9 protein-coding genes are annotated in these 15904 nt (G+C 58.2%); 5 read left to right on the top strand and 4 right to left on the bottom strand.

What is annotated here, in order from left to right; translation table 11 throughout:
* Positions 1 to 8 precede the first annotated feature (8 nt).
* The 3 genes from chvE to mmsB all read left to right on the top strand — a co-directional run bounded on the left by chvE (position 9) and on the right by mmsB (position 3930).
* Positions 9 to 1154: a multiple monosaccharide ABC transporter substrate-binding protein gene (gene chvE, locus ACSEXW_RS01010; RefSeq protein WP_438444219.1), complete on the top strand. Its 1146-nt coding sequence runs from the start codon at positions 9 to 11 to the stop codon at positions 1152 to 1154.
* A 76-nt stretch (positions 1155 to 1230) separates the two neighbouring features.
* Complete coding sequence (gene mmsA, locus ACSEXW_RS01005) at positions 1231 to 2760, top strand: multiple monosaccharide ABC transporter ATP-binding protein (protein ID WP_438444218.1); 1530 nt, start codon at positions 1231 to 1233, stop codon at positions 2758 to 2760.
* A gap of 6 nt (positions 2761 to 2766) precedes the next feature.
* Positions 2767 to 3930, top strand: a complete 1164-nt coding sequence (gene mmsB, locus ACSEXW_RS01000) for a multiple monosaccharide ABC transporter permease (RefSeq protein WP_438444217.1) — start codon at positions 2767 to 2769, stop codon at positions 3928 to 3930.
* 82 nt (positions 3931 to 4012) lie between these two features.
* On the opposite strand, the gene ACSEXW_RS00995 is transcribed toward mmsB, so the two are convergent.
* Genes ACSEXW_RS00995 through ACSEXW_RS00985 form a run of 3 tightly spaced genes read right to left on the bottom strand, consistent with a single transcriptional unit; the run spans position 4013 to position 5659 of the window.
* Positions 4013 to 4891, bottom strand: coding sequence for an SDR family oxidoreductase (locus ACSEXW_RS00995; RefSeq protein WP_438444412.1), 879 nt, complete (start codon positions 4889 to 4891; stop codon positions 4013 to 4015).
* Positions 4892 to 4948: 57 nt separating this feature from the next.
* A complete protein-coding gene (locus ACSEXW_RS00990; RefSeq protein ID WP_438444216.1) occupies positions 4949 to 5461 on the bottom strand; it encodes a hypothetical protein in 513 nt (170 codons plus the stop codon).
* Between the two features lie 3 nt (positions 5462 to 5464).
* Positions 5465 to 5659 carry a hypothetical protein gene (locus ACSEXW_RS00985; protein WP_438444215.1) on the bottom strand — a complete coding sequence of 65 codons (195 nt, stop codon included), beginning with the start codon at positions 5657 to 5659 and terminating at the stop codon, positions 5465 to 5467.
* Between the two features lie 27 nt (positions 5660 to 5686).
* On the opposite strand from ACSEXW_RS00985, the gene ACSEXW_RS00980 reads away from it, so the two are divergent.
* Together ACSEXW_RS00980 and ACSEXW_RS00975 are read left to right on the top strand one after the other, a co-directional pair.
* The gene (locus ACSEXW_RS00980) at positions 5687 to 5965 is read left to right on the top strand and encodes a hypothetical protein (protein WP_438444214.1); all 279 of its coding nucleotides are present in this window, start codon (positions 5687 to 5689) and stop codon (positions 5963 to 5965) included.
* Positions 5966 to 6168: 203 nt separating this feature from the next.
* Positions 6169 to 14784 carry a fibronectin type III domain-containing protein gene (locus ACSEXW_RS00975; protein ID WP_438444213.1) on the top strand — a complete coding sequence of 2872 codons (8616 nt, stop codon included), beginning with the start codon at positions 6169 to 6171 and terminating at the stop codon, positions 14782 to 14784.
* Between the two features lie 79 nt (positions 14785 to 14863).
* Here the strand turns inward: ACSEXW_RS00975 and ACSEXW_RS00970 are convergent, their stop codons facing one another.
* Positions 14864 to 15844: an aldo/keto reductase gene (locus ACSEXW_RS00970; RefSeq protein WP_438444212.1), complete on the bottom strand. Its 981-nt coding sequence runs from the start codon at positions 15842 to 15844 to the stop codon at positions 14864 to 14866.
* Positions 15845 to 15904: the final 60 nt, after the last annotated feature.

The following is a 15904-nucleotide window of genomic DNA, read 5'->3' as shown; positions in this document are numbered from 1 at the left end:
GTAATCACATGAAGAAAGTATGGGCGCTTCTTCTCTCTATGGCTTTGGTGCTGGCCCTTGCAGCATGCGGCAGCAGCAAGGAGGATTCGAAAGGCGGAACGGCGGCTCCGGCGGCTACGGGCTCAGGAACGGCTTCAAGCCCGGCGGCTGGAGCAGGCGGCAAAGGCAGCTTCGTCGGAATCGCGATGCCGACCAAATCCTCCGAGCGTTGGGTCAAGGACGGCTCCAACATGGTGAAGGAGTTCGAGAAGCTGGGCTACAAGACCGACCTTCAATATGCGGAAGATGTGGTGGAGAATCAGCTCTCCCAGATCGAGAACATGATTACCAAGGGCGTTAATGTGCTGGTCATCGCTTCCATTGACGGAGAATCGCTGTCCAAGGTTCTGGAGAAGGCCAAAGCGGCCAAGATCCCGGTCATCGCCTATGACCGCCTGATTAAGAAGTCCGATAACGTCAGCTATTACGCCACCTTCGACAACTTCAAGGTCGGCGTGCAGCAGGCCTCCTACATCGAGCAGAAGCTGGGCTTGAAGGAAGGCAAGGGCCCCTTCAACATCGAGCTGTTCGCCGGTTCCCCGGACGATAACAATGCCTACTTCTTCTTCGACGGCGCCATGAGCGTGTTGAAGCCCTACATCGATTCCGGCAAGCTGGTTGTGAAGAGCGGCCAGATGAAGATGGAGCAAGTGGCCACCCTTCGCTGGGATGGCGCCACCGCTCAATCCCGGATGGATAACCTGCTCTCCTCCAAGTATGCGACCGATAAAGTAGACGCCGTCTTGTCCCCGTATGACGGCATCTCCATCGGCATCCTGTCCTCCCTGAAGGGCGTCGGCTACGGCTCCGCCAATAAGCCGCTGCCGATCATCACCGGCCAAGATGCCGAGCTGGCCTCCGTGAAGTCCATCCTCGCCGGCGGCCAGACCCAAACCGTGTTCAAGGATACCCGTGAGCTGGCCAAGAAAGCGGTGGAGATGGCCGATGCTGTGGTTAAGGGCAAGGAGGTCAGCGTCAACGACACCAAGACCTACAACAACGGAGTCAAGGTGGTGCCGTCCTACCTGCTGGAGCCGGTATCCGTCGACAAGAGCAACTATGAGAAGGTGTTGGTGGAGAGCGGATATTACACGAAGGAGCAGCTGTCCAAGTAAGCGGTTCCAATCCAGAACGGTGCAGCGGCCGGTAGCGGCCGCTGCATGATTTCAATGCGGGAGTGTGGGGGGAGCCATGAGCGATATCATCTTGGAAATGAGACAGATTACCAAAGCATTTCCGGGGGTTAAGGCGCTGGAGGATGTCAACCTGAAGGTCCGGGAAGGCGAAATCCATGCGTTGATGGGAGAGAATGGTGCCGGCAAGTCGACGCTGATGAAGGTGCTGAGCGGGGTCTATCCGCATGGGAGCTACAGCGGCGAGATCTTTTATAAGGGACAGGAATGCCATTTCAAGGATATTAAGGACAGCGAGAAGCGGGGCATTGCAATTATTCATCAAGAGCTCGCCCTTATTCCGCAATTATCGATTTCGGAAAACATCTTTTTGGGGAACGAGGTGGCCAAGAGGGGCCTGATCAACTGGAATGAAACCGTGGTGAAAACCCGCACACTCCTGCAAAAGGTCGGTTTGGCGGAATCGCCAAGCACCTTGATCAGCTCCATCGGCGTCGGCAAGCAGCAATTGGTGGAGATTGCCAAGGCCTTCTCCAAGGATGTCAAGCTGCTCATCCTGGACGAGCCGACGGCCGCCCTGAACGAAGAGGACAGCGAAAACTTGCTGAATCTGCTCTTGGAATTCAAGAAGCACGGATTGACCGCCATCATCATCAGCCATAAGCTGAATGAAATTGTCAAGGTGGCGGATTCCATCACGATTCTCAGGGACGGGAAAACGATCGAAACGCTGGATGTCCGCAAGGACAGCATCACGGAGGACCGGATCATCAAAGGAATGGTTGGGCGGGATCTGACCAACCGGTACCCCGTTCGGGAGCCCCGGATCGGTGAAACCATCTTCGAGGTGAAGAACTGGAACGTATACCACCCCGAGATGCAGGACCGCAAGGTGATCGATGATGTCAGCTTTCATATACGAGCGGGTGAGATCGTGGGCATCGCCGGCTTGATGGGCGCCGGAAGGACGGAGCTTGCCATGAGCATCTTCGGCAGAGCTTACGGCTCCAGGATCAGCGGCTCCCTGTTCAAGAAGGGCAAGCCGATCCAGGCCCCCTCCATCGACAAGGCCATTAAGAACGGTATCGCTTATGTGACGGAGGACCGGAAGCATTATGGCTTGATCCTGATTGACGATATCCGGCGGAATGTGACGCTCTCGCGCTTGGGGAAGATCTCCAGACACACGGTGGTCGATGAGAACGAGGAGGTTCTGGTGGCGGAACGGTTCCGCAAGGCCATGAACATCAAGACGCCGAGCATTCTCCAATTGACGGGCAATCTGAGCGGAGGCAACCAGCAAAAGGTGGTTCTCTCCAAGTGGATCTTCTCCGAGCCGGATATTCTGATCCTGGACGAACCAACGCGCGGCATCGACGTAGGGGCGAAGTACGAGATCTATACGATCATTCAGGACTTGGCGAAGCAGGGCAAGGGCGTATTGGTCATCTCCTCCGAGCTTCCGGAGATTCTGGGCATCTGTGACCGCATCTATGTGATGTGCGAAGGGCGCTTGACTGGCGAGCTGCCCAGGCAGGAGGCCGACCAGGAGAAGCTGATGAAATATATGACCATGAGCAGGGGGTAAACACACATGGAAGCATGGCTCAAATCCTTCCGGACGAACATCCGCGAATACGGCATGTTCATCGCGCTGATCTTGATCATGGTGCTGTTCCAGTTTCTGACGGACGGCATCCTGCTGAAGCCGCTGAATATTACGAACATCATTCTTCAGAACAGCTACATTCTGGTCCTGGCGATCGGGATGCTGCTGGTCATCATCACGGGACATATCGACTTGTCCGTCGGCTCGGTGGCCGCCTTCGTCGGCGCCGTGTCCGCCATTATGATGGTTCAGCACCATATGCCCTTTGGTCTGGCCTTTGTTCTCTCGCTGGCCATCGGAGCGGCGGTCGGTGCCTGGCAGGGCTTCTGGGTGGCCTATGTGCGGATTCCCGCCTTCATCGTCACACTGGCCGGAATGCTCCTATTTAGGGGACTGACGATGATCGTGCTGAAGGGTCAATCCCTGGCCCCCTTCCCGGAGACCTTCCAGAAGATCAGCTCCGGCTTCATCCCGGATTGGTTCAACGGTGACGGGCTCCATCTCACCACCGTCGTCATCGGCGTTCTCTTGTCGATCGTCTACATCTGGCAGGAGCTTCGTTCCCGGGCAACCAAGGTCAAGTACGGCTTCGAGATTCTGGGCATGCCGCTCCTGGTCCTGAAGCTTGCTGCGATGGTTCTGGTCATCAACGCCTTCACCTATGTGCTGGCCAGCTATGCCGGCCTGCCCAATATTCTCATCATCCTCTTCATCCTGATCGTGGTGTATTCCTTCGTGATGAACCGGACCGTCATGGGCCGGCACATCTATGCGCTGGGCGGAAACGAGAAGGCCGCCAAGCTGTCGGGCGTCAAGACCAAGCAGGTTACCTTCTGGGTGTTCGTCAATATGGGGGTTCTCGCCGCGCTGTCGGGCTTGATCTTCGCCGCTCGCCTTAATGCGGCGACGCCGAAGGCCGGCACCAACTTCGAGCTGGATGCCATCGCAGCCTGCTTCATCGGCGGCGCTTCCGTATCCGGCGGCGTCGGCAAGGTCGTCGGCGCTATGGTCGGCGGACTGGTCATGGGGGTCATGAACAACGGGATGTCCATCAAGGGACTTGGCGTGGATTGGCAGCAGGTCATCAAGGGGATGGTCCTCTTGCTGGCGGTGGCCTTCGACATCTATAACAAGCGCAAGTCCTCCTGAGCGCTTGCGTCATTCTGAGACTGCCGGCGATGCCGGCAGTTTTTGGCGTGCCCATAGCGAGCGACACTTCGAGGATCCATATTCACAAGCCCAGGTACTCTCCGCCGTTCACATGGATCGTCTGACCGATGACGAAGCTGGAATCGTCTGAGGCCAAGTATAAATAGATGGAAGCGATCTCGTATGGCTGTGCCGTTCGTTTGATCGGTCCCGGATTATCTATGGACCCATAGAACATGTAGAATTCGGGGGGAAGCGATGAAGGAATAAGAGGGGTCCACGTCCGGCCGGGGGCTACGGCATTGACCCGGATGCCCCGATCGGCCAGTGAAACCGCCAGGGACCGGGTTAGCGAACTGACAGCTCCCTTGGTGGCGGAGTAACCCGACATGGCCGGGTAGCCTCTGTCCGCCGCGACGGAGCTCGTATTGATGATGGTGCTGCCCGGCTTGAAGTGGGGAAGCACGGCTTTTACAAAGTAAAAACAGGAGAATACATTCGTCTTGAACATTCTCTCCAGACTCTCGGCTGACAGGTTGGCGATGTCCGGTTGATACGTCAGCTCTCCCGCGTTGTTGATCAATATATCAATCCGTCCGAACCTGGACAAGGTCAACTCTACGGCCTGCCTGCAAAATTGCTCATCACCGATATCCCCGGCGATCGTCAAGCAGCTGCGGCCCCATTGCCTGATTCTCTCCTGTGTTTCCAGGGCATCGGCATGCTCATTCAGGTAGACGACTGCGATATCCGCCCCTTCCCGGGCGAATAAATAGGCAATGGCCCGGCCGATTCCGCTGTCTCCTCCTGTAATGATCGCCACCTTATTCTTGAGTCTGCCGGACTCTCTTCGACCCGGGGGCTCCGAAACCGGTCTTGGCTGCATCAAATATTCCAGGCCAGGCTGACCGGGCTGATACTGGGGCGGAAACTCGACCGGAACATCTTCGCACTTCTTCACTCGTGGATCTTGGGGATACAAGGGAGTTCCTCCATTTCGGCGTAAACTGCTATCAGCTTATTCCGGAGTCCGAAATGGGTGATGGACCAGATGGTTCGTTAGGAACCGATATGTGCGGATCAATAGCAAGGCCGCCATCGGATAAGTGGGGATGGACCAATACAATTTCCACCCGCTGCTGTAATCAAGGAATCGAAATTTCAAGCAGATCCACTCAAACAGGATCGCAACGCCGGTCAAGAGCGTCAGGTAGAGAAGCAGGGACAGCTTCCTTCGGCTGATGGACCATTTGTCATAAAAGTAAAGGAAAATAAACGAATAGGGGGTATACATGAACAGATGGGCATAGGTTGCCATGGGTTCGTACGTTTCATTATCCAGACAGTCATAGATGTGAAACGGCGTGGCGGCAAGTGCATAGTCTATCGTCGCAACAAAAGCAAGATTATAGATCCAGAGTAGGACCATCAGCATAGGGGGGAAATGCTTCCGGATGATCCATACGCAGGTGAGCAGTACGATAGAACAAACCACGACGAACCATTCGTTCCCGTCAAAGCGAAAATTCATGGGCTATGGGGCACCTCCAGCCGGAAGCCTGCTGCGAAATAGTCTCATTACTCCGACCAAGATCAGGTTATGGACCAGCCAGAAGGCTGCCGACCACCACACCTTCAGCGTGACGTGAACAAAGACCCCCAATACGCTGGACAAATATTCCGCCGAGGTAATCAGCAAGGAAAAGCACGCTACAGCGAGCAGTTTCATTCCTGTCCCCTTGGAAGCGTTGTACCCATGAAGGAAAAGAAGGGCCAGAACGGGATACAGAACGGTTCGGTTGAGGAAATGCGCAAGTTCCGGGCTGAGTTGGTCGGGAACCCAGGAGCTCTTGAAATTCATGGTCTGAAGGGCGGAATAGTTCTGAACGAGAATGGTGCTGATACACCAGTAAAGGAAGATCTCCAGAGGTCCAAGCCGCTTATGACGAATATGGAAGAATCCATATACGAACCCCGCATTCATAACCGCATAAAACATGAAAATCAAGCTCTCATCCCCTGGTTTTCGTACTGATATCCCCTTGAATGGTTGGTTCTATTATCCGCAGCCGGTTGATTATTATCCCTCCACTTCCATTTTTGACCATGATTTTTATGTAAAAGCCACAAAATGTAGTGCGTGATACAAAATGTATCTTTCAGTTGTGGTATCTTGTTTTTGGGAATAAGCGGCTTACAGGTGCCCTGCTTATTCACAACATGGAAAGGAGCTGTGAAATGAAAGCTGTTTGGTGGAGTACCCGCAGTGCGAAGAGGCTCAAGGCATCGGTGATGTACCTGATGGTTATGTTGATGCTGCTTCCCAGCGGGGTCGTGCAGGCGATGGGAGAGGAGGACTCCTCGGATGCGTCGCTGGTGACGCCTTTTCAGTCCCAGGTGACGGTCAGCCCCGAACGTGTCAACCCGGGCCAGAAGGTCGCGTTCCAAGCGGAGGTCCAGTCTCTCGTTACGCGCAGGGTTGGGATTCATCTGGAGGTGCTGAATGAGAAGGGGGACCCGGTGTATCAGAGTCCTGTCATCGAGCGCAGGCTGAAGACCATGTCCCTCGAATCCTTCGGGCAGGAATGGACGGTTCCCGCCAATCTGGCGGCAGGGTCGTACCCCGTTCAGCTCATCATCGAAAAAGACGGCGGCGGAACCGTGCTCCACCGCAATGCCGAAGCTGCCTTGCTCCAGGTTGGAGCCGGCGGAGTAACGGTGGAGGCGAGCGTCCGGCCGAAATCCGTGAAGGGCAAGGAAACCGCCTCCATTCACGTGACGGCGGCAAGCACCGTCGCCCGTACGTCTCTGGTGGAGGTGCAGGTACGGTCCCCGCTGGGCATGCTGGTCGCGGAGAAGCAGTTCCCGGATACCGTGCTTGCGGCGGGAACGCCAACCGGCCTGGATATGTCCTGGACCGTTCCGGATTCCATCCCGGGAGGCAGCTATACGGTGGATGTCACCGTCTATAGCGCCGACCGTAAGGACATGCTGGCGAGGAAGAACCGCGCCGCAACCGTAACCGTCCGCGAAGGGCTAGGATGGGGCGGTCCTGTGGACTGGAGAACCCGCTATACAACCTCCGCCGTGACGGTTCCGGCCAAGGCGGAGCGGGGCCAGACTGTCCGGGTAGATGCCAAGGTCAAGAGCACGGGGAATGTGACGGCTCTCATCCAGATCGGCGTCTATGACCCCTCCGGCGACAAGGTAGCCGAGAAGGTGCTGGATTATCAGATGCTGAAGGCTGGCGTGGAGTCCGTGTACCCCGTCTATTGGTCGGCTCCGGAGAATGCGGAGCTTGGGACTTATACCGTACGGATGGGTCTCTACCGGGCCGGTTGGCTGAAGCTCCTGTACCACCTGGACTGGAATGCGGGCACCTTCACGGTGGTCAAGGCCTCCGACCCGCCGCCGCCGGACGAAACCCCGCCTGCCGTTCCAGGCGGATTGAAGGCCGTTCCTGGCGACGGCCAGGTTGAGCTAGCTTGGAATCCCGTGAAGGACGCGGATCTGAACGGGTACAAGGTGTACGTCACCGAGAACGGCGGCGCTACCTGGGCGTCCCCGGTTGATGCCGGCAATGGGACGTCCTACCTGGTAACGGGGCTCACAAACGGTACGTTGTATGGGTTCACCGTAACCGCCTACGACAAGACGGGCAATGAGTCCGCACGATCAGCTGTGGCGGAAGCCAAACCCCAGGCATCCTCTTCGGACCATACCCCTCCCGCCGTACCGGTGAACGTCCAGATATACCCGGACATGCAGCCGGAGAATGTGGTGGTCGTATGGACGGCTGGGACGGACCCGGACTTGGCCGGACACAAGATCTATACTTCAACGGATGGAGGAGCCACATGGAATGCTCCCCTGGTATCGGTAGGTCCGGCTCCGTTCTATAAGCTGGCCGGATTGAATCCCCAGGTGGTCACTACCATCGCCGTAACCGCCTATGACCAGAGCGGCAATGAATCGGCGAAATCGGCCACCGTCACCTACGGCAGTCCGCCGGATACCGTGCCGCCCGCCGTTCCGGCGGGGCTGAAGGCCGTACCGGGCGACGGCCAGGTTTCTCTGTCCTGGACGCCGGTTTCTGACGGCGATCTGATGACCTACACGGTCTATATCTCAGAGGACCAAGGGTCGAGCTGGGTGAAGGCTTATCCGGGCGCGACGGCCTCATATATTCATTCCGGGGCGGTCAACGGCCGCACCTACCGGTATGCCGTGACGGCAACGGACCGGAGCCAGAATGAATCCGCCAAGTCGGAGACGGTTGAGGGAACGCCCCAAGCGGATCTGCCGCCCGCAGCCCCTACGGGTGTGACGGCCATTCCGGGTAACGGCTACGTGAAGGTATCCTGGCCGGCCAACCCTGAAACCGACATCATGGGTTATAACGTCTATGTCTCCTCGGACGGAGGCAATTACTGGGGGGATATCTTCGATGTCGGACCGGAGAGGGAATACACGGTATCGAATCTAACGAACGGCCAGCCCTATACCTTCGCCGTCAGCGCATACGATACGGCCGGCCATCACTCCGGATTATCGGAGCGGGTGAACGCGACGCCGGTGGAGGTGGATACCGAGCCGCCCACGGCTCCGGCCGGACTAAAGGCATTGGCGGGAGACAATCGCGTGAAGCTGCGCTGGACGGTCACAGCCGAGCCGGATGTGACGGGCTACCGGGTCTACACCAGCACCGACGGCGGCGGGAATTGGGATGCGGGGGTAGCGGCTGGCAGCAAGCCGGCTTATACCGCCATCAACCTGGATAACGGAGCTTCCTATACCTTCGCCGTAACGGCTGTGGACTCCAGCGGCAACGAATCCGGGCGCTCCGGTGCGGTAACGGCCGTGCCGAAGGAACCGGTTGTACCGGAGGACCCAGCGGTAAGCGCACCGGCTCTGCCGGCGACGGGAGCCGTATCCTTCGCGGATGCGCAGTCGTTCCTGTATACCGGGAGCCAGCCCGTTCAGACGGGTGTGGAGCCCGGGACCTTGGAGCCGGTAAGGCTGGCCGTCCTGCAGGGCTACGTCTCGGATGATGCAGGCGCGCCTCTGGCCGGAGTCACGGTATCCATACTGAACCGGGACGAATACGGCTATACGATGACCCGCGCGGACGGCAGGTTCGATCTTGCGGTCAACGGCGGCGAGTCACTCTCCGTGGTGTACGAGAAGGACGGCTACATCCCGGTTCAGCGCAAGGTGGAGGCACCGTGGTCGGATTTCACCCAAGTCCCGGATGTGCTGCTGAAGCCGTTCGATACGAAGGTAACGGAGATCGGACTGTCCGGAGCAACCGAAGTGCAGGCGGCGCAGGGCTCCCCGGTCTCGGACCTGGATGGCCAACGTCAGGCCGCAGTGCTCTTCGAGCCGGGCACATCGGCGTCCTTGAAGCTCCCGAGCGGAGAGTTGGTCCCGATTGAGACCCTGCATGTCCGGGCCACCGAATTCACCGTCGGGGAGAAGGGCCGGGAGGCCATGCCGGGAGACCTGCCGCAGAATGTGGGCTACACCTATGCGCTGGAGCTGTCCGTGGATGAAGCGGTAGCCGCCGGTGCGGCTTCGGTGGAATTCAGCCAGCCGGTCTCCTTCTATGTGGAGAACTTCCTGGAGATGCCCGTCGGCGAGATCGTCCCCATGGGGTATTTTGACCGGCAGGCCGGACAGTGGGTTGGCTCCCGGAACGGCAAGGTCATCGGTCTTCTGAGTGAAGCCGGCGGTCTGGCAGAGATCGACGGCGATGGCGACGGCGCAGCGGACACCGCGGAGCAGCTTGCTTCGCTTGGTGTAACCGAGCAGGAGCGGCGGAAGCTCGCGGAGCTGTACGAACCGGGCCAGAGCCTGTGGCGGGTGGAGGTTACGCACTTCACGCCGTATGACTGCAACTGGCCTTATGTTCCGCCGGATGACGCCATCGACCCGCCGAACCAAAAGCCGAAGGGCAGTTTTTTCCAGGATCCGTGTGAAATGATGGGCTCCATCATCGGCTGCCAGGAGCAGACACTGGGCCAGGCCATTCCCATTGCGGGAACAGGCATGAATCTTTACTACAACAGCAAGCGGGAGATCGGGTACACGAACAAGCCGACCATCACGATCCCGGTTACGGGTCCCGATGCGCTGCCCGCCTCCATCCAGGGCGTGACGGCAACCGTCCGGGTAGCGGGCAAGAGCTACACCCAATCCTTCCCGGCGGTACCGAACCGGGTATGGAAATTCGTCTGGGACGGCAAGGATGCCTATGGCCGTCAGATGACCGGTTCCCTACCGTATACCGTCGTGATCTCTTACCAGTACAAGCTGCAGCTATTGTCCGCTTCAACCGGGGGCGGGGGCGACTTCGACAGCTCCTGGGGCCGAGTGGGCCGTACCGGAGGCGGCGGAATGGCATTCGTCATCGCTGAGCGCAATAATATGAATATGAGCACCAACCGGATCTGGAACGGGATGGTGGAGAGTGCGGCGAATCCGTTCCGGGAGATGGGCATCGCCGGCTGGAGCCTGGAAGATCACCATTATTATGACGGCTCTTCCGATACGCTCTATCTGGGCACCGGAGGAGTGGACCGGCGCAATACGCTGAATGCGCGGAAGGTTCACTACCGCGGAGATGCAGCCGTACCGGGGAGCGAGGTGCTTCCGGATCATACCAGTGTGATATTCGACTACGACTACCGGGCGGCATACGGCCCCGACGGCTCCATCTATTACGGCGCATACGTGAGCCAGAAGCAGGGGGCGGAAATCTACCGTCTGGATAAGGAGGGCGTGTTGACCAAGTTCGCCGACGCGCCGATGGGGACGTCAGCCCATCCACTCGGTTTGACCGTTGGTTCTGACGGGACGGTATACGGCTTCTTCCACCACAGCACGAGCGCGGGCGTGGGGATCTATAATCTCTTCAAGAAGTCCCCCTCGGATCCGGATTGGATCAAGATCGCCGGGTCGGAGCGCCAGCGCAGCCGCTGGGAGGTAATCCCGGACGGGACGCCGGCCTTGGAAGCGGACTTCTATCATCCGATGTCCACGGTTCTGGCGCCGGACGGCAGCATCTACTTCGTGGATGAGTGGCGGATGTACCGGCTGCAGCCTGACGGGAATATCGTGACCATGGGCAGCAAAGTAACCAAGGTCGAAGGAAATGTGGGAGCGGATAGCGGCATAGCATACGCGGATACGCTGGGCTTCGTCGAGGACATCGCCATCGGCTCCGACGGCACGATCTATGTGCTGGATTCCGGCGGGAGCCACTGCTATTCGAATCATTGCCCGGAATCCCGTATCCGCAAGATCGCTCCGGACGGCACCATGACGAAGGTTGCGGGAGGACCGTTCTCAGCCCAGAATCAGCCGGCGCCGCCCAAGCTGGTGCATGGGATGATCGCCACAGAAGGCACCTTCCGCGCCAAGGAAATCACGTTGGATTATGCCGGAAATTTGTACGTATTCGATCTGGATCGCTACTCCCTGCTCAAGATCGTGCCCAACGGGTATGTCGAGCAGATTGCCAGCGAACAAATCAATAAGATCCTAACGTCCATCAAGGCGGAGGGCGGGGATTACCAGGGCACCATCTTCTCCGATCTTATCGCAGGCAGCTCCAACGGGGACCTGCTGCTTCGATTCAGTAATTATAAACGGAAGCCGGACAGCTATGATCTCTATGCCTTCAAGGCCGGAGGACGCTCTCTTGTGGCGGATGACAACGGCCGGACCGTATACCGGTTCGATCCCGTAAGCGGACGCCAGCTGCAAACTCTTAATGGCTACAACGGTCATGTGATGGCCGAGTACGGGTATGATCCGGACGGACGGCTCTTAACCATCAAGGACACCTATGGGAATACCGTTCAGGTGGAGCGGGATGCTTCGGGGACCCCGACCGCTATCATAGCACCGGGCGGCCAGCGGACAGTGCTTACGGTGGAGGGCGGCCAATTGAAGGCTGTGTCCAATTCCGCAGGGGAAACCTACCGCATCTCTTATAAGCCGACCGGATTGCTGGAAACCTTCACGGATCCGATGGATCAGACCAGCCAATATGGGTATGATGACGCGGGCTTCCTGGTGAAGGCGGTCAATCCGGAGCTGGGGGAGAAAACACTGGTCCGCACGGAGCACTTGAACGGGTATGATGTAGTCTACACCGATCCGGACGGAAGAGCGACCAAGTATGAGGTTACCGTGGATGAGATGTCCCTCACCCGGAAGAGCATTGCTCCGGGAGGGGCGGTGACCACGGCGAAGTACGATACCAGCGGCGGCTCTGAGCTGTTGTACCCGGATGGTACCCGGGTAACACGCAAGCTGAAGCCGGATCCCCGTTGGGGCTGGGACGCCCCGATGATTGACCAGCTTACGTATGTCACGCCGGACGGCAGAACCGTCACCGCCTCGGAGAAACGGACCGCGGTGCTGGCGAATGAACGCGATCCGTTCAGCCTGCAGTCCCTGACCATCGAGAACCAAGCGAACGGCGCGGTGATGACTTCTCATTATGATGTAGCAGCAGGCACCATCACCAGCACCAGCGCCGAATCGGTGACCAGCACCGTCTATCTGAACGGACAGGGCAAGGTGGCACAGGCGATCGAACCGGGCATCGCCCCCGTCGTGTATCAGTACGACGAGAAGGGCCGGTTGCAAAAAACGGAGCAGGGCGACCAATTTGTAGTCTATGCCTACGACGACCGGAACCGGCTGGAGAGCAAGACGGATTCCACCGGGGTTCAAAAGCGGTACACCTACGATGGCGCGGACCGGGTGAAGACCATCACCTCCCCGGGAACCAAGGTGTATGAGAAGAGCTACGACAAGAACGGCAACACCACCGGCGTCAAGCTGCCGGATGGCAGCGAGTATGTGCAGGGCTACAACAAGCTGGGCCAATTCGACTCCTTCTCGAAGGCCGGTTCGGCAGAGCTTGTGGCGCTGGAGCACACGACCGGCGGAATGCTCGATGCTACCCATCTGGCAGGCGGGCGTGTGATCGATTACGGCTACGAGGTGGACGGAGCACACCGGATCAATGCCATGAACGATGCGGATTTCCTGCGCTCCTACGAGTATCTGGACCAGACCGACCGGGTCCGGAAGATCACCAGCACCCGGCAGGATGAGCCGGAGCTGAATCAGACCATTGAGTACCAGTATGACGGCATGGATGTCCGGTCCATGACCTTCACGGGCCGGGCAGCCGGCACCTTCGGGTATCAATATGACCCCTTCTCCAACCTGACGAACATCACCACCCGGATTACGGCGGCCTCCCCGGCGACTGTGTCCGGCTCCGTGTATGGCGCGAGCACCGTCACGGGCGCGGTGTACAGCACCACCCGGGAGACGGCGCTGGTGTGGGATAAGGATCAGCACCTGACGAAGTTCGGCCCGTTCGATCTGATCCGCAACGGTCCGAATAAGCGGATCGGTACGATTCAGGACGGTACGATGAACGTCGGCGTCGGCTACGATTCCATGGGACGTGTCGAGAGCTTGACGTATACGGTTGGAGATAAGGAAATCTACCGGGTGCATAACCTCTATGACAAGCGGGGGCTGGTGTCCGACCAGACCATTGTTTCGCCGGAAGGAACGGAGTCCGTTCATTATGTGTACGACGATGACGGGCAGCTGAAGAACGTCATGCGCTCCGGAGTGCCCGGTTCGGAATACACGGAAGGCTATGACTATGATGCGAATAAGAACCGGAAGTGGAGGGAAGTGTCCGGACACGTGGCGGAGGCGGCCGAATATGACGCCAACGGCTTGCTGAAGAAGGTTGGGAATGTGGAGTACCGGTTCGATGCGGACGGATTCCTGACCCATAAGGGCAGCCAGACTTTCCAATATGGCGCCAAGGGCGAGCTTCTGGAAGCTACCACGGTGACCGGTTCGACCTACCGTTATACGTATGACGGCATCAACCGCCGGACCGCCCGCGACAGCGGTACCGGAACGGTCCAATACCTGTACGGCAATCCCATGGACGTGTGGATGCTGACGGACGCCGTAGATGAGCAGGGTGTCGTCACCCAGTATCATTACAACGAGAACGGCTTGCTGCTGGCGCTGGAGCGGGAGGGCGTACGCTACTATGTCATCACGGACAGCGTGGGCACCCCCCTCCGGGTTGTGGATGCAGAAGGCCGTGTCGTGAAGCAGCTTCGCTATGACAGCTACGGCGCGCTCCTCCACGACAGCAATCCCGGGTTCCGGCTGGATATCGGATTTGCGGGCGGCTTGGCGGATGACGCCAGCGGACTGGTCCGCTTCGGCTTCCGCGACTACGATCCGGTCTCCGGACGTTGGACGGCTCGGGATCCGATCCTGTTCGACAGCCAGCAGGGCAATCTGTACGCCTACGTCAACAATAACCCCACCACCTGGAGAGACCCTTGCGGACTGCTCTGCGTGGGAGGCTCCGCATATGAGGGGATCGGGTTCGGAGCGAAGGTCTGTATCACTCCAGAAGGCGTATCCGGCTGCCTTGAAGCGGGAGTTGGTGTCGGCGGCGGAATCGATGTCTCTCCCTTCGAGGATTTGGCTGACGATTCCGTTGAGTTCGAGCTGAGCGTGAAGGCGGGCATTGGTCCCCTCTCGATTAGCAGCGGCGGCAAGGTCAAGATCACCGGAGACGGCGATTGCAAGTCGGAGTGGACCTTGAAGGGCGACGCAGGCCCAGCGCGGCTGGATCTCATGGATCTGTCCAAGTCACAGATCAAGGGCAAGCCGGAGGATCTGATGAAGGATTGGGATCATGCCTCCAAGAAGGATATCAACCTGAAGGGCTTCAAGGCGGAAGCCGTAGCCAAAGTGAAGGGCTGCAAGCAGTACAAGTGGTAACAAGCATTTAGGCAAAAGGGGAAGACCGGCACAAGCTGCCGGTCTTCCTTGTTTGTCGTACGACTATGTAATCAAGCCATTACCATGCATATGCTTCAGGTGCCGCTCCGCCAGGTCCGGGGAATATCCGGTCAAGCTCCTGAAGAACAGCCGCATCCAGTACAAGCTCAACAGCCCGCAGCGTATCCTGAAGCTGCTCCACCGTCCTAGGACCGATAATGGGGGCGCTAATGGCAGGGTTCGCCAGCATCCAAGCCAGGGCTACGTTGGATGGTTTCTCCTCCAGCTCTTGGCATAGCGAGGCGAAGGCTTCAAGCTTCGGACGATAGCGCTCGATTTGGGCGGCCATCTTGCCCGTTCTTGCTCCTTTGTCGGCATGCAGGGCACGTCCGCCAAGCAGTCCGCCAGCCAATGGACTCCAGACTACAACGCCTAAGCCCAGGTCCTGAGCCGCCGGAAGCACCTCCAGCTCAGCATTCCGATTCACCAAATTGTAGATGTGCTGCTCACTCACCAGTCCGAGGAAATGACGCTCCTTAGCAGCGGCTTGAGCCTTCACCAGATGCCATCCGGCAAAATTGCTGGACCCGATATAATCCGCCTTCCCTTGATGTACGACCGATTCGAAGGCTCCCCACAGTTCCTCCCAAGAGGTGCGGCGGTCGATATGATGCATCTGATACAATTCGATATGATCGGTTTGCAGCCGGCGTAGGGAGTTCTCCAAGTGACGGCGGATCTTATAGAGAGACAACCCCGGATCATCATTCGGTCCATCCATCGGGTTGTGCAGCTTCTCATATACCTTCGTCGCCAGTACAACACGCTCCCGGCGATTGCCGCCCTGTGCGAACCAGTTGCCAATAATCGTTTCGGTTGCGCCAGAGTTCTGGCCCCATCCATAGATGTCCGCCGTATCAAAAAAGGTGATTCCCGCGTCCAAGGCCGCATCCATAATCTTGAATGCTTCCTCTTGATTCGTATCCACGCCAAAATTCATCGTACCCAGGCACAGCCTGCTTACCTTAAGCCCGGATCTTCCAAGAAACGTATACTTCATATCGGGTCCCACCTTCTAGGATAATAGTCTTCCTGCGGCGTTTCTACGATCACCCCAGGC

Origin of the sequence: Oryzibacillus soli, assembly GCF_051594765.1 — a bacterium.
GTDB lineage: Bacteria > Bacillota > Bacilli > Paenibacillales > NBRC-103111 > Paenibacillus_AR.
The sequence above is the reverse complement of the archived record's forward strand: the minus strand, read 5'-3'. Positions and strand labels throughout refer to the sequence as shown.